General features: G+C 69.9%; 20 protein-coding genes. 11 read left to right on the top strand and 9 right to left on the bottom strand.

All coding sequences use genetic code 11. From position 1 onward, the window contains the following. Positions 1 to 69 precede the first annotated feature (69 nt). The 3 genes from ACQP2T_RS62380 to ACQP2T_RS62370 are packed head-to-tail and all read right to left on the bottom strand — an operon-like array spanning position 70 to position 1,695. Positions 70 to 336, bottom strand: a complete 267-nt coding sequence (locus ACQP2T_RS62380; RefSeq protein ID WP_433513993.1) for a DUF6510 family protein — start codon at positions 334 to 336, stop codon at positions 70 to 72. 33 nt (positions 337 to 369) lie between these two features. Next, positions 370 to 1,095 carry a ferredoxin reductase gene (locus ACQP2T_RS62375; protein WP_433513992.1) on the bottom strand — a complete coding sequence of 242 codons (726 nt, stop codon included), beginning with the start codon at positions 1,093 to 1,095 and terminating at the stop codon, positions 370 to 372. Continuing rightward, positions 1,096 to 1,695 carry a sulfite oxidase-like oxidoreductase gene (locus tag ACQP2T_RS62370; protein ID WP_433513991.1) on the bottom strand — a complete coding sequence of 200 codons (600 nt, stop codon included), beginning with the start codon at positions 1,693 to 1,695 and terminating at the stop codon, positions 1,096 to 1,098. 112 nt (positions 1,696 to 1,807) lie between these two features. Here ACQP2T_RS62370 and ACQP2T_RS62365 point away from each other — a divergent pair, with 112 nt between their 5' ends. The 4 genes from ACQP2T_RS62365 to ACQP2T_RS62350 all read left to right on the top strand — a co-directional run bounded on the left by ACQP2T_RS62365 (position 1,808) and on the right by ACQP2T_RS62350 (position 4,978). Continuing rightward, complete coding sequence (locus tag ACQP2T_RS62365) at positions 1,808 to 2,404, top strand: TetR/AcrR family transcriptional regulator (protein WP_433513990.1); 597 nt, start codon at positions 1,808 to 1,810, stop codon at positions 2,402 to 2,404. A gap of 61 nt (positions 2,405 to 2,465) precedes the next feature. Then, the gene (locus ACQP2T_RS62360; RefSeq protein ID WP_433513989.1) at positions 2,466 to 2,969 is read left to right on the top strand and encodes a PH domain-containing protein; all 504 of its coding nucleotides are present in this window, start codon (positions 2,466 to 2,468) and stop codon (positions 2,967 to 2,969) included. Continuing rightward, the gene (locus ACQP2T_RS62355; RefSeq protein WP_433513988.1) at positions 2,966 to 4,396 is read left to right on the top strand and encodes a PH domain-containing protein; all 1,431 of its coding nucleotides are present in this window, start codon (positions 2,966 to 2,968) and stop codon (positions 4,394 to 4,396) included. Before ACQP2T_RS62360 ends, ACQP2T_RS62355 begins: the two co-directional genes overlap by 4 nt. 120 nt (positions 4,397 to 4,516) lie before the next feature. Then, the gene (locus ACQP2T_RS62350) at positions 4,517 to 4,978 is read left to right on the top strand and encodes an STAS domain-containing protein (RefSeq protein ID WP_433513987.1); all 462 of its coding nucleotides are present in this window, start codon (positions 4,517 to 4,519) and stop codon (positions 4,976 to 4,978) included. 41 nt (positions 4,979 to 5,019) lie between these two features. Here ACQP2T_RS62350 and ACQP2T_RS62345 read toward each other — a convergent pair whose 3' ends face one another. Next, a complete protein-coding gene (locus tag ACQP2T_RS62345) occupies positions 5,020 to 5,733 on the bottom strand; it encodes a TetR/AcrR family transcriptional regulator (RefSeq protein WP_433513986.1) in 714 nt (237 codons plus the stop codon). A 120-nt stretch (positions 5,734 to 5,853) separates the two neighbouring features. Here ACQP2T_RS62345 and ACQP2T_RS62340 point away from each other — a divergent pair, with 120 nt between their 5' ends. Both ACQP2T_RS62340 and mptB read left to right on the top strand, forming a co-directional pair. Further along, a complete protein-coding gene (locus ACQP2T_RS62340) occupies positions 5,854 to 6,747 on the top strand; it encodes an NmrA/HSCARG family protein (protein ID WP_433513985.1) in 894 nt (297 codons plus the stop codon). Positions 6,748 to 6,840: 93 nt separating this feature from the next. Continuing rightward, on the top strand, positions 6,841 to 8,346 hold the full coding sequence (mptB, locus tag ACQP2T_RS62335) for a polyprenol phosphomannose-dependent alpha 1,6 mannosyltransferase MptB (protein ID WP_433513984.1): 1,506 nt from the start codon (positions 6,841 to 6,843) through the stop codon (positions 8,344 to 8,346). On the opposite strand, the gene ACQP2T_RS62330 is transcribed toward mptB, so the two are convergent. Beyond that, a complete protein-coding gene (locus ACQP2T_RS62330; RefSeq protein ID WP_433513983.1) occupies positions 8,228 to 10,705 on the bottom strand; it encodes a hypothetical protein in 2,478 nt (825 codons plus the stop codon). The two genes, mptB and ACQP2T_RS62330, sit on opposite strands and share 119 nt — an antisense overlap. A 180-nt stretch (positions 10,706 to 10,885) precedes the next feature. Here ACQP2T_RS62330 and ACQP2T_RS62325 point away from each other — a divergent pair, with 180 nt between their 5' ends. Genes ACQP2T_RS62325 through serS form a run of 4 tightly spaced genes read left to right on the top strand, consistent with a single transcriptional unit; the run spans position 10,886 to position 14,782 of the window. Then, on the top strand, positions 10,886 to 12,070 hold the full coding sequence (locus ACQP2T_RS62325; RefSeq protein WP_433513982.1) for a glycosyltransferase 87 family protein: 1,185 nt from the start codon (positions 10,886 to 10,888) through the stop codon (positions 12,068 to 12,070). A gap of 21 nt (positions 12,071 to 12,091) precedes the next feature. Continuing rightward, positions 12,092 to 12,508: a DUF4446 family protein gene (locus tag ACQP2T_RS62320; protein WP_433513981.1), complete on the top strand. Its 417-nt coding sequence runs from the start codon at positions 12,092 to 12,094 to the stop codon at positions 12,506 to 12,508. 49 nt (positions 12,509 to 12,557) lie between these two features. Next, positions 12,558 to 13,478 carry a prephenate dehydratase gene (gene pheA, locus ACQP2T_RS62315; RefSeq protein WP_433513980.1) on the top strand — a complete coding sequence of 307 codons (921 nt, stop codon included), beginning with the start codon at positions 12,558 to 12,560 and terminating at the stop codon, positions 13,476 to 13,478. Between the two features lie 41 nt (positions 13,479 to 13,519). After that, entirely contained in the window at positions 13,520 to 14,782 is a 1,263-nt protein-coding gene (serS, locus tag ACQP2T_RS62310; RefSeq protein ID WP_433513979.1) for a serine--tRNA ligase, read from the top strand. A 60-nt stretch (positions 14,783 to 14,842) separates the two neighbouring features. On the opposite strand, the gene ACQP2T_RS62305 is transcribed toward serS, so the two are convergent. After that, the gene (locus ACQP2T_RS62305) at positions 14,843 to 15,940 is read right to left on the bottom strand and encodes a hypothetical protein (protein WP_433513978.1); all 1,098 of its coding nucleotides are present in this window, start codon (positions 15,938 to 15,940) and stop codon (positions 14,843 to 14,845) included. A 271-nt stretch (positions 15,941 to 16,211) separates the two neighbouring features. After that, positions 16,212 to 16,415 (bottom strand): cold-shock protein, encoded by a 204-nt coding sequence (locus ACQP2T_RS62300; protein WP_043619750.1) that lies wholly within the window; start codon positions 16,413 to 16,415, stop codon positions 16,212 to 16,214. 223 nt (positions 16,416 to 16,638) lie between these two features. Between ACQP2T_RS62300 and ACQP2T_RS62295 the strand changes: the two genes are divergently transcribed. Then, positions 16,639 to 17,445 carry an HAD family hydrolase gene (locus ACQP2T_RS62295; RefSeq protein WP_433513977.1) on the top strand — a complete coding sequence of 269 codons (807 nt, stop codon included), beginning with the start codon at positions 16,639 to 16,641 and terminating at the stop codon, positions 17,443 to 17,445. On the opposite strand, the gene ACQP2T_RS62290 is transcribed toward ACQP2T_RS62295, so the two are convergent. Together ACQP2T_RS62290 and ACQP2T_RS62285 are read right to left on the bottom strand one after the other, a co-directional pair. Then, the gene (locus tag ACQP2T_RS62290; protein WP_225301362.1) at positions 17,436 to 17,951 is read right to left on the bottom strand and encodes a bacterial proteasome activator family protein; all 516 of its coding nucleotides are present in this window, start codon (positions 17,949 to 17,951) and stop codon (positions 17,436 to 17,438) included. The two genes, ACQP2T_RS62295 and ACQP2T_RS62290, sit on opposite strands and share 10 nt — an antisense overlap. Before the next feature lie 5 nt (positions 17,952 to 17,956). After that, positions 17,957 to 18,913 (bottom strand): NAD(P)H-quinone oxidoreductase, encoded by a 957-nt coding sequence (locus ACQP2T_RS62285; protein ID WP_433513976.1) that lies wholly within the window; start codon positions 18,911 to 18,913, stop codon positions 17,957 to 17,959. Between the last annotated feature and the right edge of the window lie 78 nt (positions 18,914 to 18,991).

The raw sequence follows: 18,991 nt of genomic DNA, 5'->3' as shown, positions 1-18,991 counted from the left end.
GACCTCCGCCGTACAGATCTCGGCCGGTTGGACCTGCCGAGTGTACTAAGCCGGATCGAGTGGGACCCGCTATTCGGGTAGTCGCACGCGCAACGACACGGCGCCGCGCAGGTCGAGCCAGGCCGCGCCCGGTCCGCGTACCAGGCGTAGCACGACCTCCTCGCAGCCGGGGCAGCGGGCGACCAGCCCCGGTTCGGGGCCATACACGCGGAGTTCGGCGACGGGGCCGGTCAGTCCGCAGCTCGCGCACCGTCCGACGGCCGCGGTGACGTCCACGGCGAAGATCTCGCTCAGCGGGCCGGCGAGGACGTTGCCGTCCAGATGTTCGGCGGTCATGTCAGTCTCCGGTCGGTGCCTTCTGCGGTCATGTCAGTCTCCGGTCGGGCCGAAGCGTTCGGTTCTGATGCGCTCGGGCGCGTGCCCGAGCGCGAGCAGCAGGTCGGCGGTCGCCTCGACGAACCCCGTCGGCCCGCAGACGTAGCACTCCGGCTCGAAGCCGGCAGGCCAGCCGCCTTCCGCCAGGTCGTCCAGCAGGATGCGACCGGCCGGCCGGGGCCAGCCGTCCGGCACGGCCCGCGTGTAGATGTAGCCGATGTCGAGCCCGGCGTCGGGACGGCGCAGCTCCTCGGCGTAGTAGCGGCTGCCGGGCCCGCGCAGCGAGTACAGCAGCCGGAACGGCACCCGGCTGCCCGCCCGGCGACGCTCACGGATCATGGCCATCAGCGGGACGATGCCTGAGCCGCCGCCGACCAGCAGCACCGGCGCGGTGTTCTCGGGCCGCCAGACGAACCAGCCGCCGACCGGCCCACGGATCTCCACCTGGTCACCGGGCTCCATGACCTCCGTGAGGTACGGCGAGACCTCCCCGTCGGGTACGCGTTCGACGGTGAGCTCGACCGTGTCTCCGTCGGCCGGGGCGGACATCGAGTAACTGCGCTGGGCGCTGTAGCCGTCCCCCGCGGTCAGCTTCACGTCAACGTGCTGACCGGCCAGGTGTCCTGGCCAGCCCGGCACCTGGAAGACCAGCGTGCGGGCGCTGGCGGTCTCGTCGCGCAGCGCGATCAGCCTGGCCGGTCGCCAGGTCAGCCGGCGCACCTAGTCGCCCTCGTAGCGCTGCTCGCGCCACGGGTCGCCGTAGTTGTGGTAGCCGGCGGTCTCCCAGAAGCCCGGCCAGTCCTCGTCGAGCAGCCGGATGCCGTGGATCCACTTGGCCGACTTCCACAGGTACAGGTGCGGCACCAGCAGCCGGGCCGGGCCGCCGTGTTGGGGTGCGAGCTCCTCGCCGTCGAACTTGTGGACGAGCCACGCCTTGCCGTCGAGCAGGTCCTCCAGGGGGAGGTTCGTGGTGTAGCCGCCGTACGAGTAGGCCAGCGCGTATTCAGCGGCCGACTCGACGTTCTCGAACAGCGTGTCCAGCGAGACGCCCTGCCAGCCGGTGCCGAGCTTGGACCATTTGGTGACGCAGTGGATGTCGACCGTCGGCGTCTCCTGCGGCAGCGCCATCAGCTCCGGCCAGGTCCACCGGTGGGTCTGCCCGGCCTCGGTGTCGATGGCGAACTCCCACCGCTCCAGCGGGATCCGCGGCGTCGGCCCGGTCGACAGCACCGGGAAGTCGTCGACCAGGTATTGACCGGGCGGCAACCGGTCGTCGTCGCCCCTGCGCCGACCCTGGAAGCCGCGCGAAATGATGCCCACCGGCACTCCCTTCAGCGGATCTCATGTTCAAGTACACGGTACTTCTTGCTTTGGTTATGCCAAGTCATGCGTATTGAGTACCGTTGGGGGACGTAAAAAGAGAGGAGCACGGGTGCCCAAGCAGGTGGACCATGAGGCCCGGCGTACCCAGATCGCCAAGGCACTGTGGCGGGTGGCACGGACCCGGGGGCTCGACCGGGTGAGCCTGAGAGAGGTCGCCGCGGCGGCGGACATGTCGCTCGGCCAGCTCCAGCACTATTTCACCAACCGTGAGGACATGATGGTCTTCGCGGTCGAGTTCATGAACAGGAAGAACGTCGAGCGCGTGGCCGAGCGCATGCTGGCCGCCGGGTCGCAGGCGCCGCGGGCCAGGCTTCGGGCCATCGTCCTGGAGATGCTCCCCGTCGACCGGGCGGCGGAGGCGGGCAGCCTGATCAACATCAGCTTCCTGCTGGAGGCCGCGCGCAGCGAGCCGCTGCGGGACTACGCCCGCAAGCGCGCGCTCGCGCTGCGTGGCGTGCTGGAGGGTCAGATCGCGCTGGCCATGCGGGCGGGCGACATCGACGGGTCCCGCGATCCGGCGGCCGAGGCGGCGCTGCTGGTCAGCCTGGCCGACGGGCTGCGCGCCAACTTCCACCTGGGCGTGCACACCGCCGAGGAGACGGTGGCGCTGATGGACGGGCAGCTGGCCCGGCTCTTCGGCGGTTGATCCAAGTCAGCTGTCTTGCTATGGTCGAAGCAATACAGCTGACTTGGAAAGGACGCGCCGCGTGAACAATCTCCGCCCTCCGCTGCACAGGGTCGATCCCAGGGCCAGACGATGGTGGACGCTCCAGGCGCTGGTGGTCCTGTCGGGGCCGGCGCTGCTGACGGCGCTGTGCCTGTTCGTGCTGTCGCTGCTGTTCTTCCCCGGGGCGCTGGTCTGGCTGGGGCCGCTGCTGCTGGTCGTCCTGGTGCTGCCCGCGGTCGTCTATCTGACGGTCATGCCGCGCTGGCGCTACCGGGTGCACGCGTGGGAGCTGGGCGAGCTCGCCGTCTACTCGGCCAGCGGGTGGTTCTGGCAGAAGCGCCGGATCGCGCCGCTGTCCCGGGTGCAGACCGTCGACACCATGCGCGGCCCCATCCAGCAGTCGCTCGGGCTGGCCACGGTGACCGTGACCACCGCCTCGACGGCCGGCAACGTGAAGATCGCCGGCCTGGCCGACGCCGACGCCGAGGAGCTCGCCCGCCGCATCGGCGCCGCGGCGCAGGCCGTACCGGGTGATGCCGCGTGAACGGACAAGACACGCAGTGGCGGCGGCTTGATGGGCGCGTCATCGCGGCGCACTGCTTCTGGTTGGTCGCGCCGCTGGCGACGTTCGGGCTGACCGCGCTCGCCACCGGTGGCCGGTTCGACCTGCGGGCCTGGATCACGCTCGGCTCGATCGCCCTGACCTTCGCCGTCATCAGCGCGAACGGCCTTGCGCGCTGGCTGCGCACCCGATACCGGGTGACCGGCGAGCACTTCGAGGTGCGCTCGGGGCTGTTCGTCCGCAGGCTCCGCTCGGTGCCGCTGAGCCGGATCCGCAACGTCGACCTGACCGCGAACCCCGTACACCGTCTCCTCGGCCTCGCCGTCCTGCGCGCGAGCACCGCCGACCGCGACGAGCTCCGGCTGGAGGCCCTGTCCCGGCAGGACGCGGCCCGGCTGCGCGGTGAGCTGCTGCGGCGGGCCGATACGCGGGAGAGCGCCGATCCGGTGCTGGCCATGTTCGATCCGCGGTGGGTGCGCTACGCGCCGCTGACGTTCTGGACAATCGGCGGCGTGTTCGTGGTCCTCGGCACCGCGTACCGGATCCTGAACGACATCGGGATCGAGCCGTGGCGCCTCGGCTTCCTGCGCGACCTCGCGGCCGGCGCGGTCTGGGTGACGATCCCGCTGACGTTCCTGGCCTTCTTGGTCGTCGGCAGTGTGGGGGCGACCGCGCTGTACGCCGAGAACTGGTGGAACTACCGCCTGGAATGGGCGGACTCCGGCACGCTCGCGGTGCGCCGCGGCCTGTTCACGACCCGATCGGTGTCGATGGACCGCGAGCGGCTGCGTGGCGTACTGCTGCGCGAACCGCTGCTGCTCCGGGCCGGTGGCGGCGCCAAGGTCACCGCCGTGGCCAGCGGGCTCGGCGACGACGAGGAGAACCGGCGCCGCAGCTCGCTGCTGCCGCCCGCGCCCCGCGCCGAGGCCCTGCGCGTGGTCGAGCGGCTGACCGGCAAGGCGGCCGACCGGACTCTGCTCCGCCATCCCCGCGTCGCGCTGCGGCGCCGCGTCATGCGCGGTCTGACGCTGGTCGTCCTGCCCGTGGCCGTCGTCCTGGCCGCGCTCGGCCTGCCGCTCGTCGCGGGCATCTTCCTGGTCGTGACGACACCGATCGTCTGGTGGCTGGCCCGGGACGCCTACCGCAACCTGGGTCACGCCGTCGATGGCGACTATCTGGTGGCGCGGTCCGGCACGTTCAGCCGCGACACGCTCGCGCTGCGCCGTACCGGCATCGTCGCCTGGACCTTCAGCTCCTCGCCGTTCGGCCGGCGGGCCGGTGTCGTGACGCTGACGGCCGCGGTGGCGGCGGGCGAGCAGGGCTACCGCATCCCCGACCTCGCCGCGGGCGACGCTCCGACGCTGGCGGAGGGGGCCGCGCCGGGCATCCTCACCGAATTCCTGGTTTAGGGAACCACGAGCATCCCAGGGGGTTTCGTGGTGTGTGACGGCCTTCACGTTGGCCAGCCGTTGAATGCGGCTTTTCCAGGGCAGAAAGAAAGGTGACGCTACTGGAAGTGAGTGCGAACCATGAGCGCGCGTGCGGTGCGAATCGACACTATCCGACACGTTCATTGCACAGTCCTTCGAGCGAGCGGCGAGCTGGATCACGCCGGCCGGGCGCGCCTGAGCGCGCGCATCCGGGAGGTATGGGACTGGTCCGACGGGCCCATCCTGGTGTTCGACCTGACTGACGTGGTGTTCTACGACTCTTCCCTGATCGGGGCGCTGGCGGTGGCGTTGCAGCGCGTACGGGCCACGCGCAGCGGCCGCATCATCCTGGCCAGCCCTCCCGACCGGCTGCTCACCGCTCTGGAACGTACCGGTCTGCTGGAGTACGTGGAGATCCGCGACGGTGTCCAGGAGACGGTGGCGGAGATCATGATCGAGCGGGAGCGGGGGCGGAAGCATAGGGCGGGCTCCGGCGGCGCGTCCGCCGAAGAGGGCCGCGGTGCGCGGGACTTCCGAACTGTTCTGCCGTATCTGCGGTAGATGTTCTGACTTACCGTCTCTGCGATAGACGTCCTGAGGCGTCAGACCTCGGGGGTGCCGGACTCGGCGCGATCAGCGTCGATCAGGTCGCTGAGCAGGGCGACGCTGGCCGCGGCGAGGTCGCGCAGCCTGGCCTCGGGAATGGCCGCCTCGCTCTCGAAGGCGCGTTGGACGGTCCGCGCGAGCAGGTCCGCCCGTCGCTCCGGACCATCGGCGGCGGCATCGCCTTCGGCGCGCAGGAAGCCCTCGAACGTGGCCTGGTAGGCGTAGCCGATCTCGTCGGTGCGCAGGTCGTCGCGGAGCAGGCCGTACTCGGCGAGCAGGTTGAGATAGTCGCGCGCCATGGTGCCGTGCCGCTCGTCGCGGGCGGTGTCGGGCGAGCTGGTCAGTTTGCCGAGCAGGTGGGGATCGGCCAAGAGGAACCCGCGCAGCAGCGGGCGGTTGGTGATGGCCACGAAGTAGGCGCGCGCGAAGTTGTGCAGCAGGCATGCCGTCGCGTCCTGCCGCAGCGCCTGCCGTAGCTCGTCCATGGCGTAGAGCACCTCGCGGGCGAAGACCACGCCGAACAGCTGCTCGCGGGTCTTCCAGTGCAGATAGACCGTGCCCTTGCCGATGCCGGCTCCCTCGGCCACGTCGTCGATGGTCACCCGCCGGTAGCCGTGGCGCAACAGCAGGTCGGCTGCCACATCGAGGATGCGGGTGGCCCGTTCGGCGCGCTGCCGCGGGTCTCGGAGTCGTTCGGCGTTGGCGCTCACGTAGGGACCGTATGACCCCATACGAGATCTGGTCAACTCATATTTGTCGATTGACTATCTTTCAAATTTCGTCATACAGTCACGTCGACACAGCGGCAACACCTGCGACTGGAGCGAGTCATGAACAGCACCCGCGACAAGACCGTCCTCGTCACCGGCGCCACCGGGAACCAGGGCGGCGCCACCGCCCGCCACCTGCTCGCCGACGGCTGGCGGGTCCGCGCCCTCGTCCGGGACGAGAGCGCCCCCGCGGCCGCCGAGCTCGCCGCCGCCGGCGCCGAGCTCGTCCGCGGCGACCTGGACGACCGCGCCTCCATCGACGCGGCGGCCCGTGGTGTGTACGGCATCTACAGCGTCCAGTCCGCCAACGACAACGAGATCGCCCAAGGCATGAACGTCGCGGACGCCGCCAAGGCCGCGGACGTGCGGCACTTGGTGTACTCCTCGGTCGGCGGCGTCGAGAGCCAGAACCGCTTTTACGTGGAGCACGGGTGGGGCGCCATCGACAAGTGGCAGATCGAGGAGCGCATCCGCGAGCTGGGGGTGCCCGCGACGATCCTGCGCCCCGCCGGTTTTATGGAGGACTTCACCAGCCCGGCGCGGTTCTTCCAGAACGGCTCGCTCAACGTGCCCTGGCACGACGACCTGGTCATGCAGCTCATCGCCATCGACGACACCGGCGCCTTCGCCGCGCTGGCCTTCGCGGACCCGGACACCTACCTGGGGCAGGCGATGGAGATCACCGGCGATCGGCTGACCGCCCCGCAGATCGCCGCCGCGCTCGGCACGGCGGCCGGTCGCCAGATTCCGCACTCCCAGATTCCGCTGGACGTCCTCTGGGAGCACGACCCCGAGGTCGCGAAGGTCTTCACCTGGGCGAACGAGACCTACTACGACACCGACCTCGAGCCCCTGCGCAAGGCCAACACCACCCTCACGGATTTCAGCACCTGGCTGAACCGCTCGGGCAAGGCGCGGCTCCTGGCGCAACTGGACTCCCTGCCAGGCGCCTGACCGGCCCACCCATCGTCATCGGCCCCCATCATCGGCCCTTGGTAGGTCGCGGCTCGGGCCTGAGCGTTCCGGCGAGTGTGCTGGAATTTGCGGGTGACTTCGGAGACGCGGCGCGGAAAGGCGCCAGGCCGGCTCGCCCAGTCGGCCACGGCGGCGATCGGCGCCTCGGTCCTGCTGACGATCGCCATCAGCCTCCTCGGCCCGTCCGTCATGGTCCCTGCCCTGAGCGGCCCCGCCTGGCAGCCGCCGTACTCCCTGAACCTGCACCCCGCCCCCCACCTCGTGGTGGGGCTCGGCGCGGCGGCGATCGTGCTCGGCGCGCTCGGCTCGCTGGGCCTGCTGCTCGCCGGCGGTCGGTGGTCGCCGGATCCTCGGCTGCTGGTGCGTCTCGGCTGCCTGGCCGCCGCGCTGCTGGCGTTCCTGCCTCCGTCGGGCTCCGGTGACCACCTCAACTACGCCGCCTACGGACGCATGGTGACGTTGGGCGTCAACCCGTACACCCACGGAGCCGTCGACCTGCCCACCGATCCCATCGCTCGCGCGGTGGAAGCCCCCTGGCGTGAGGAGCCGAGCGTCTACGGCCCGGTGGCGACGGCCGTGCAGGCCCTGGCGAGCTGGATCGGCGGCGACTCGCTCCGGCTGACCATCTTCGTCCTGGCGCTGGTCAACGCGGCCGCGTTCATCGCGACGGGCCTGCTGATCGACCGGTTCACCCGGGACGATCCCGCCAGACGGCTGCGGGCGGCCCTGCTCTGGACCGCCAACCCGCTGCTGCTCTACCAGTTGGTCGCCGGCATGCACGTCGACACCCTGGCCATCGCCTGCATGGTCGCCGCCCTCCTGGCCCGGAGCCGCCCGGTCGGATCCGGGCTCCTGCTCGGCCTCGGCGTGGCGGTGAAGATCAACGCGGGCCTCGTGGCGCTCGGCCCCGCCTGGGAGCTGTGCCGGCGCCCCGCCCGCCTGGCCCTGATGGCGGGCACCGCGCTGGCCGTGGTGGTCGTCGGCTACGTGATCGTCGGTTCCGAGGCGATCGGCCCGATGACCCGCACCAGCAAGTCGATCTCGCTGGCCTCGTTCTGGAAACTCGTCCAGGGCTGGCTGCAGTCGATCGTCGGCGCGGGCAGCGCCTACCGGGGCGAGATCCAGATCGGCTCGCTGCTGGTGCTCGCTCTGGTGGCGTGGTCGCTGTTCCGCCTGATGTCCAGGTCCGACGGCTACCAGGGCTATGCCAACGCCCATGGGTCGGCGGGGCTGAGTGCCCCCGTCGTGGCCGCCGTGATCGTCATCGCCTACCTGTTCGCGACTCCGTACATCCTGCCCTGGTACGACGGCCTGGCGTTCGGGATGCTCGCCCTGATCGGGGCGTCGGCGCTCGACGGGCTGCTGTTCACGCACCTGCTCGTGCTGTCGCTGGCCTACCTGCCCGCCCGCGTCCTCGACGGCGTCATGCCGCAGGACCTCGACTGGCTCCGTACGGTGGTCAGGTCGCGGATCGCTCCGTGGGCCCTGTTCGCGCTGACGGTGGCTCTGGTGTGGTGGTCGTGGCGAGTTGCAAGGCGCGTACGGACGCCGCGAGCGTCAACGGCACCGCCACCGTGAGCGCCATGGCCGGGATGGCGATGCCCGAGTCGTTGATCAGAAACCCGATGAACGCGCACGTCAGCGCCCCGAACAGGCCCGCGCGGAGCGTCGGCGCGAGCGCGTACGCCTGGCCGAGCGCCGGAGCGCCCCAGCGGGACGGCCGGTTGAGCACCCAGAAGAGGAACGCGAGCGCGACCAGCGTGAGCAGCGTGAGAGACCAGTTCCCGACGGTGACGCCGATCATCGCGCTGAACTTGCGCCCGATCACCGTCCACGCCTGACCGTCGATGATCTGCTGGACGAAATTCCCCAGATGGGTACGCTGTGCCGCCGGCCGCAGCCAGTCGAACAGCGAGATGCCCCCGATGAGCACCGCTCCAGCCACTCCGACCAGCAGCAGCTTCACGATCGAGACCCGCCGCCCGGCGAGCAGGATGAGGAAGACGGCCAGCCCGATCACGAAGGCCGGGACCCCGCCGAAGTCCGCCCCCCACGACGGCCACCCATCGGCGAACACCGCCAACGCCCCATATGCCCCGCACACCATCACCGTCACGAATCTCGACACGCCCCGCTTGAGCAGCCACTGAGCGACTCCGGCCAGCGCGAGCACGGTCCCCGTCGCGTACACGGCGAAGGCGATGTTGGAGAACCCGTAGAACCGCCCCCCGGTGACAGGCTCGTAGCCGGTCACCGCGTTGACCTGCAACTTCGAACCGGTCATCACGTCGATGAGCAGGGCGACGGAGGTGATGCCCGCGACCACGGTCAGGGGCCCGAGCACGTGCGCCCGCCACGGCCCCGCGAAGGCCAGCCCGGTGATCAGCGCGGCGAAGGCGAGGATGGTCACGATGACGCCGAGCATCGGCAGAGGGAGGGCCCACCACGGCACCAGCTGCGCCAGGAACGTCGAGACGGCGATGGACCCACTGACCACGGCCACTACTTGGACGACGGCCAGCAGCCGAGAAGCGCTCGCCGCCTCGTAGCCCGGCAGAGCCCCCGCCGACCCCGCCGACTCCGCTGACGGCCCTCCGGCGTCACCGTGAGTCCCCGCAGAGATGGGTTCCGCGGCCCCGGCCTCAGCGGACGCCGCTACACCGGACCCGGCCTCAGCAGATGCGGCCACATCGGACCCGCTCTCAGCGGACCCGGCCTCGACGGGCGTCGCCTCGCCGGACGCGACCCCCGCAGGCGTGGCGTCGGTGGCCGTTTCACCGGCGGAGACGGAGACGGAGGCGGAGCGGCGACGGCGGCGGAGGGCCAGGGCGGCGAAGGCGTAGAAGAGCAGCTGTACCGTCACGAACACCGCGAAGAATGGCCCCCGGACGTCCCGAAGCACCTGGCTGGCCAGGTCGCTGTCCGACAGCTCGTTGACCGTGTCGACGGGTGTGGCCGCGCTCGCCGTACCGTCGGTCTGCCAGGCGCGTCCGACCACCTCGCGCGGCGCCTCCAGACCCAGCAGCTCGATCGCGGTGGCGGTCAGGTCGGTGATCGTGACCAGGGCGTCCTGGCGGGTGGAGGTCGCGGTCAGGAAGCCGTGCTGGTACGGCCGCCCGCTCGGGGAGGGGCCGGTGGCGATGGCGACGTGGAGGTGGGGGTTCGGGGTGATGTCGGAGACGCCCGCCACCAGGACGGTCGTGTCGCCCGGCAGCCTGCCGAGCAGGTCGCCGACGCGGCGGTCCGCCTGTGCGGCGGCGGCCTGCCGCGTCGCGGTGGGGAGAGGGGTCGGCACGCCGTATTCGTCGAGCGGCCGGCGGGCCCAGGCGTCGGCCAGGTCGGCGGCGTCCAGGACGATCAGGTTGAAGGGAGCCGGGTCGCCGAGAGCTTCCGGCATGTCGACGTATGTGGCGACTTTTCCGGTCGCGTCGGCGGCGGCCACCGCGGCGCCGGGCCCGATGGCGGCGACATGGCCCCCCGAGGACGTCACGAGCTGGCCCAGGGTGCCGAGCCGCGCGTCGTACCCAGTCTCGGCCTGATACGCGGCCAGCTCCGACCAGCCCGGAACCGTGGCGCCCTCGCCGCTGACCTGGGGCGTCGGGACAGCGGGGCACCCACGCTCGGGCGTCCCGGCCCGCTGGCCCGCCGACACGGTCAGCCACCCGGCTATCGGGCAGGTGATGCCGCGGTCGGGCGGCGGCACGGCACGCGTGGACAGCGACGCGGAGCCGCCGTGGGCGACCAGCTTCCACAGGTTGGGGGTACGGGTTTCGTCCAGGTCACTCCACTGGAGCCCAGGCACCCCGATGAGCGCCACACGGCCGCGCGCGGACGATGCCGAGGCGGGACCCGTACCGGATGCGGAGGCTGCGGCGGCCGGGCCGGCGCCGAAGAGGAGCGCCAGAACGGTGGCGAGGAGCATCGCGACGAAGACCAAGGCGGCCGGACGATGGCCCCGACGTCGGGGGGCTTCTTGAGGCAGTCGTCCGGGCGATTCTCGCGGCATTGGAGGGCGGTCCGAGGTGGGGGAGGCCGCGCTGAAGGTGGCGTGCGGCATGTGCGGGACCCCCAGTATCGACGCGCTCGATCAACAACAGCCACGGTAACGTGCCACACCGTGACAGGTGGCAGGGCGACGACGATCCGGCGGCAGTGGTGGGCGTGGGCGATTGCCGCCCTGGTCATCGCGGTGGCCGTCGCACCGCTGGTACAGCAGTGGCTGACCAATCCCGACGACCAGCGACTGGTCGATCTGGACGTGTACCGGACCGGCGGGCAGATGATCCTCGACGGCCGGGCCGTCTACGAGTTCGCGACGCCCGCACCTCAGCTGCTGCCGTTCACCTACCCGCCGGTCGCGGCGATGCTGGCCGTCCTGCTGGCCAAGATGTCCTGGGATACCGCCCAGTGGGTGTGGACCGCCGGGGTCTTCGTGTCGCTGGCCGTCGTGGTGGCGTACTCCTTCCGAGGGGTACTGGGGTGGGCGCGGTACGCGCCGTGGCTCTTCGCCTTCCTCATGGTGGCCTGCACGTACTTGATGCCGATCCGCGACCAGGTCCGGTTCGGGCAGGTGGACATTCTGCTGGTCGCGTTGTGCCTGGCCGACTGTGTGGCCAGGCGGCCGTGGTGGCCTCGGGGGTTCCTGATCGGGCTGGCCACGGCGGTGAAGCTCACGCCGGGCGTCTTCCTGATCTACCTGCTGGTGACGCGGCAGTGGCGGACGTTCTTCATGGCGGCCTTCGCCGCGGCGCTGCTCACGTTGCTGCCGTTCGTGGTGATTCCGCAGGACGCGGCTGATTTCTGGTTCTCCGCGCTGTTCGATCCCAACCGGCTCGGCGCGAACGCCGCCACCACCAACCAGTCGATCCGCGGCATGCTGATCCGCCTGTACCTGCCCGACGCGCTGACGTCCGTGATCTGGATCGCCCTGGTGGCGGTCGTGGGCTGGTACGGCTTCCGCGGGGCGCGCGCCGCGTACCAGGCGAAGGACCCGATCACCGCCGTCGCGCTGGTCGGGCTGATGGCCGTGCTGCTTTCCCCGGTCGCCTGGATCCACCATCTCGCCTGGGTGGTCGTGGTGCTCGGGGCGATCGTGGGTGACGGGCGCGATCCGGTCAGGGTGCGGGTGGCCGTGGGGGTGTGGTTGTACTACGTGCTGCCCATTCCTTGGTGGGGCGTGGCGTTGAAGGTGGCGGGGGTGCCGGTGCTCGACAAGATCGTGCAGGACGGCTACGGACTGGGGGCGCTGGGTCTGGTCTGGTTGTTGGCCTCCTGGTTGCCGAAACGGCGCGACGTGGTGTGACAAACGATTACCCTCTGTTACGTGCTGATTACCGTATGGGTCATGGTGGGGCTCGTTTCCGGGGTGAGTGGCGTGGCCATTGGCTACAGAGCGCTCAAGCAGGCCAGGGCCGCTCTCGACGAGTGCCGGGAGACGCTGGTCTTGCAGACGAGCGAGGGCAAGGGCGATCTCAAGGCCATCCGGGACGTCGCCGTGTGCCGTTACGACGCGCTGGAGGAGATGACCGGGCGGTTGTCGTTCTCGATCGCGATGATCAACGGGCTGGGTGACGGCATCGTACTGACCTCGATCAACGGACGAACCGAGACCCGCACCTATGTACGCCCGGTGGTGAGCGGCAAGGGAGAGGAGCCGCTGTCCCCGGAGGAGGAGCAGGCGGTGCGAGCCGCCCGGCTGGGTCACGGCCCGCTGATCGACGCACAAGCGGGCAGATGGTAAAGAACGGAAAGGTCCGCACTACCCGCCTACCTGCGGATACTCTGTAAGCATGCCCAGACTCGCCTATCTCGGACCGGAAGGCACCTTCACCGAAGAGGCCCTGCGGCTCCTCGCGCCCGAAGCCGAGCGTCTGCCCCGCGCCAACGTCCCCGCCGCCCTGACCGCCGTCCGTAACGGCGAGGCCGACGGCGCGGTCGTCCCGCTGGAGAACTCGATCGAGGGCGCGATCACCACGACGCTCGACGAGTTCGCCTGGGGCGAGCCGCTGCTGATCACGGCGGAGCTGCTGCTGCCGGTGCGCTTCTCGCTGCTGGCCCGGCCCGACACCGAGATCGTGCACATCAAGCGGGTCTACACGCATCCCGCGGCCATCACGCAGTGCCGCGCGTTCTGCGCCCGGGAGTTGCCCGACGCGGTCGTGGTGGCGGCGCCTTCGACGGCCGCCGCGGCTCAGGAGGTCGCGCTGCCCGGCTCGCCGTACGACGCGGCCATCGCCGCGCGCATCGCGGGCGAGCACTACGGGCTGGTGGAGCTCGCCGACGACATCGGCGACCGCAACGACACCGTGACGAGGTTCGTACGGGTGAGTCGTGGGGGAGAGCTGCCCGCGCCGACCGGCTACGACCGCACCACGCTCGTCGTGTTCCTGGCCGACGACCACCCGGGCGCGCTGCTGGAGATGCTGACGGAGTTCTCCGTACGCGGGGTCAACCTGACCCGCATCGAGTCGCGGCCCACCGGCGGCGGCATCGGCCGTTACTTCTTCCACTTCGACTTCGAGGGACACGTCGCCGACGCGCGCGTGGGCGAGGCGATCTCGGGGCTGCACCGCATCTGCGGCGACGTGCGATTCCTGGGCAGCTACCCGCGTGCCGACGGTGTCGCGCCGCAGATCAAGAAGGGCACGGCCGACCCGGAGTTCGCCGAGGCGGGCGAGTGGCTGGCGCGAATCCGCGCCGGACGCGTCTAATCCTGAGGCGGGCGGTGGCCGGGCGCCGGTAGCCTTTATGCGTGATTGACCTGCGTACCCTTCGTGAGCATCCCGACCGGCTACGGGCCTCGCAGCGTGCCCGCGGCGAGGACGACTCGATCGTCGACACGCTGCTCGACCTCGATGAGCGCCGCCGCGCCGCGCTGACCTCGTTCGAGTCCCTGCGCGCCGAGCAGAAGAGTCTGGGCAAGTCGGTCTCCAAGGCGCAGGGCGACGACAAGGCCGCGCTGCTTCAGCGGGCCAAGGACCTGGCCGGCCAGGTCAAGGCCGCCGAGGCGGAGGCCGAGACGCTGGGCGCCGAGCTCGACGAGCTCGTGCAGTCGGTGCCCAACATCGTCGACGAGGACGCGCCCCACGGCGGCGAGGACGACTATGTCGTGCTCGAGACCTACGGCGAGCCCCGCGTGTTCGACTTCGAGCCGAAGGACCACCTGGAGCTGGGTGAGCTGCTCGGCGCCATCGACATGGAGCGGGGCGCCAAGGTGTCCGGCTCGCGGTTCTACTTCCTCAAGGGCGTCGGCGCGCGCCTGCAGCTCGGCCTGCTCAACATGGCCATGCAGCAGGCGATCGCCAACGGGTTCACCCCGATGATCACTCCGGTGCTGGTCAAGCCGGAGACCATGCAGGGCACCGGCTTCCACGTGGCCCACGACAAGGAGATCTACCGTCTCCCCGAGGACGACCTCTACCTGGTCGGCACCTCGGAGGTGGCGCTGGCGGGCTACCATGCCCAAGAGATCCTGGGCGGCGGCGAGCTGCCGCTCCGCTACGCGGGCTGGTCGTCGTGCTTCCGCCGGGAGGCCGGCTCCTATGGCAAGGACACCCGCGGGATCATCCGTGTCCACCAGTTCGACAAGGTGGAGATGTTCTCCTACGTACGTCCTGAGGACGCGCGCGAGGAGCACCAGCGGCTGCTCGCCTGGGAGCGGGACATGCTCGCCAAGATCGAGGTGCCCTACCGCGTCATCGACACGGCGGCCGGAGACCTGGGGATGTCGGCGGCCCGCAAGTTCGACTGCGAGGCGTGGATCCCCACTCAGGGGCGCTACCGCGAGCTGACCTCCACGTCCAACTGCACCGAGTTCCAGGCCCGTCGGCTGGGCGTGCGTTACCGCGACAAGGACGGCAAGCCGCAGCACCTGGCGACGCTCAACGGCACGCTGGCGACCACCCGCTGGATGGTCGCGATCCTGGAGAACCACCAGCAGGCCGACGGCTCGGTCGTGGTGCCCGAGGCACTGCGCCCGTATGTCGGCCTCGACGTCCTGGAGCCACCCAAGTAGACGCCTGTACCGGCTCAGGCGGTCCGCGTCTGAGCCGGTCTCAAAGCGTCTGAGCCGGTCTCAAGGCGCCTGAGTCGGTTCCAGCGGTGAGTAGGTGGCCGTGCGGCGATGGAGGTCGCGTCTGATGAGCGCGCCGCTCGCCGCCACCACTCCCGCCGTCATGACGACAGCGGCCCCCACCGCCACGGCGTACGAGCCCGGCATCCCGTGGGCCCAGCCGTAGAAGGGCATGTACACAGCCGCGTACACCAGCGGCGCCGCCCCGAACCCGACGGCCACCGTCACACCCCTGGCCTGCCCGGCGATGGCGACGAGGAAGCACACCATGGCCCCGAGCGCTGTCACGCCGGCCGCCGGATCGCGGTCCGCGCCGAGCATGGCGTACAGCCCCACGCACACCACCAACGCGGACACGGCGTAGACGCCGCCGAGCCGCCGCATCCCCGTCCCGACGGCGCCGAGCAGCATCAGGGCGGCGAGGACCAGCGCCACGCGCTGTTCGGGGTCCAGGTTCGCCGTCTCGTCCCCGGCGAACGCGAGCGGCTCCGGCCATCCCACCCGCCGCCACGTTCCTGCTACGTCCCGTACGAGCACGCCGTCGAGCCCGTCGGCGACGACCACGACATGACCGCCGGGCCGAGCCTGTACGGCCAGTGCCAGGGACCTGGGCCCGACCGTGGACCGCCTGGCCAAGCGGTCGTACTGATCATCTGACAGGCTCCAGGAGGGGCGCCACGTCTTGCCCCCGTCGTCGGACTCGGCGACCGCCGGCCGCCCGGGAAGCACCCGGTAGCACCGCTGGGCCTGTCCGGGCACGCAGGCGGCGGTCTGCGGCGGCCGCACCTGTCGGCCGTAGTACGCGGACCAGGTGACCCCGCCGTCCACGGAGGAGATCCCTGTGGGGGAGCCCTGATCGCGGCCGGCGATCAGCACGATGATCTGATCTCCGTCCACCTGTACGGAGTCGACCACGGAAGGCGGTTCAGCGGCCGCCGCCACGGCGAACAGGGCCAACGGCACGATCGCCGCCACCCGCCACCGATCGGGGAGCCCTCTCAGACGCTCCGGAAGCCCGGCCAGACGCTCCGAGAGCCCTTGGAGCCACCAGTGATCCGCCCGACGCTCCAGCGGCGCTGTCAGACGCTCTGAGGGGCCCACCAGGCTCCTCCGGTGAGCGCGCCAGGGCCAGAGGCGCTTGAACAGACGGCCGTTGAGTAGCAGCACGAACACGGCGACCAAGGTCGCTGGGTGACATAGCCACGCGTACCTCATATATGGGCCGATGGCGGTGAAGGATCAGAGGTTCGACCGCTGTGTGAGTTGAGTCACACCTGTGACCGGGCTGTCACCACAGCGCGTGTCGGGGCCCAGAAACGCGAAAGACCGAGGCCCGCTGGAAGCGAACCCCGGTCTGTCTCGCTGCTACAGGTCAGATGGCACGGACCTGCGAGGCCTGGGGCCCCTTCTGTCCCTGCGTGATCTCGAACTCGACCCGCTGGCCGTCTTCAAGGCTGCGGTAGCCGTTGCCGACGATCTCGGAGAAGTGCACGAACACGTCCGGCGCACCGCCGTCCGGGGCGATGAAGCCGAAGCCCTTCTCGGCGTTGAACCACTTGACGGTTCCCTGAGCCATAAAAGCTCTCCCTCAGGATGTGAATCTATGGGACCCGCACCTCGCGAGTCCCGGTGTGTCGTACAGCAAGCACCCGGGGTGGCTCAGACAAAGTCATGCTGGTTTTCACTACGGGATCAGCTAATACAACGCCATCACATCTAACACCATTCTGGCGCGTTGGTGTTCCCGTCCCTAGGAAGATTTCTGGCCGGCGGCATGACCGGGCAAACTGGAACCTGTTATGCGAAGCCTTGCAACGCCGCGTCTTGTGGCCACCGACCTCGACGGAACCGCTCTGCGGACCGACGGAACCGTCTCTCCCCGTACGGCAGCGGCGTTCGCGAGAGTCGAAGAAACTGGTGCCGTCCTCGTGTTCGTCACGGGTCGCCCGCCTAGATGGATGAGCAGTGTGGCGGGTGCGGTGCGTCACCGAGGGTTGGCAATCTGTGCAAACGGTGCGTTGATCTACGATCTGCATACCGAACAGATAGTGGAATCTCACCTCATCACGGTCGAGGTACTCGAGCAAGTCGTCGCTCAGCTAAGAGCGAACGTGCCCGAACTCGCATTTTCGGTCGAGTATGAAGGTGGTTTTGCGCACGAGTCCGATTTCCCACTCGGCGGTTGGGACAGCAAGGCGATCGGCGGTCTGCGCGTCGGCGCGGCGACGCTGACCTCACGACCCTGCGCCAAACTGCTGGCCCTGCACCCGGACATGGCTCCCGACCCGCTGCACGAGGCCGTGTGCGGGCTCGTGGGACACCTGGTGACCCCCACGCACTCCAGCGGCCGAGGGCTGATCGAGATGAGCGCCCACGGTGTGACAAAGGCCACCGCCCTGGCCGCGCTCGCCGAAAGCTACGCGATCAAGCCATCACAGGTGGTGGCGTTCGGTGACATGCCGAACGACCTGCCCATGCTGGGCTGGGCCGGTACGTCCTACGCGGTCGCCAACGCGCACCCTGACGTACTGGCCGCCGTGGACCATGTGACGGCGGCCAACAACGACGACGGTGTCGCGCTCGTAATCGAAGAGCTTTACAGGTAGGGGCCCGAGCCGCCGTGCGGCCGCTGCGAGTCGTCACCGTGGGGCACGCCGGGCAGCGCCCTGCGCATCTGCTCCAACTGGGCGCGCGCCGCCATCTGCTGCGCGAACAGCGTCGTCTGGATGCCGTGGAACAAGCCTTCGAGCCAGCCCACCAGCTGGGCGTGCGCGATGCGCAGCTCGGCCTCGCTGGGCGGCGTGCCGTTCTCGTCGGTGAAAGGCAGTGACAGCCGTTCGAGCTCGTCTACCAGCTCGGGGGCCAGGCCGTCCTCGAGCTCCTTGATGGACGACTCGTGGATCTCCTTCAACCGCTTACGGCTGGCCTCGTCGAGAGGAGCCGCCCGGACCTCTTCGAGAAGCTGCCGGATCATGCTGCCGATGCGCATCACCTTGGCGGGCTGCTCGACGAGGTTCGTCACCGAGCGCTCATCCTCGCCGTTATCACCCTGACCCTGGAAGTCCGGGCCCACCACCACGATGTGGGGGGTGTTGTTGTCCTCAGCATTCATAACACTCACCGTACTAGCAGGATTTTGCCGATGTGCTCTCCCGATTCCATCATTCGGTGCGCCTCCGCGGCCTCCGCCATGGGCACCTCCGCGTACACCACGGGGCGTACCGCTCCCGCGCTGATCAGCGGCCATACGTTGTCGACGACGCCGCGTACGATGACGCCCTTCTCATCGGCCGGGCGGGCGCGCAGCGTGGAGCCGTGGACGGCCGCCCGCTTGGCCATCAGGGCGCCCAGATCGATCTCGGCCTTGGCGCCGCCCTGCAGCCCGATGATCACCAATCGGCCGCCCGTACGGAGTGCCCGGATATTTCTGGACAGGTATTTGGCGCCGATGATGTCGAGGATCACATCGGCCGCCACCCGCTCGGCGAAGTCCTCCTCGTGGTAGTCGACCGTCTCGTCGGCGCCCAGCTCCTTGAGGCGCTCCAGCTTCGCCGCCGACCCGGCCGTCGCGGCCACCCGTGACCCGAACGCCTTGGCCAGCTGGATCGCGAACGTCCCGATCCCGCTCGCCCCGCCGTGCACCAGCAGCGTCTCGCTGCGCCGCAGCCGGGCGGTCATGAACACGTTGGACCAGACCGTGCACGCCACCTCGGGCAGCCCGGCCACCTCGACCAGCCGTACGCCCTCGGGCGCGGGCATCACCTGCTGCCACGGCACGGCCACCCGCTCGGCGTAGCCGCCCCCGGCCAGCAGCGCGCACACTTCATCACCCGGCGTGACATGCTCCACATCCTCGCCGATTTCGACCACCACGCCGGAGACCTCCAGACCCGGGTACGGAGGCGCGCCGGGCGGCGGATCGTAAAATCCTTGACGTTGGAGGAGGTCGGCCCGGTTGACCCCGGCGGCCGTCACCTCGATGAGGACTTCGCCCCGGTCAGGACGCGGATCCGGCACCTCGCGCCACTCCAGAACCTCTGGTGCTCCGGGCCTGGTGATCTCGATGGCTCGCATGCAATCACCGTAGCCGGGCAAGGAAGTTATAGGTTGGCGACCACTGCCGCGAGTCATGGCGTTAACCTGCAATGTATT

Origin of the sequence: Nonomuraea sp. CA-143628, from assembly GCF_050942315.1 — a bacterium.
GTDB lineage: Bacteria > Actinomycetota > Actinomycetes > Streptosporangiales > Streptosporangiaceae > Nonomuraea.
Note: the sequence above shows the minus strand (reverse complement) of the source record. Positions and strands in the feature narration are given on the sequence as shown.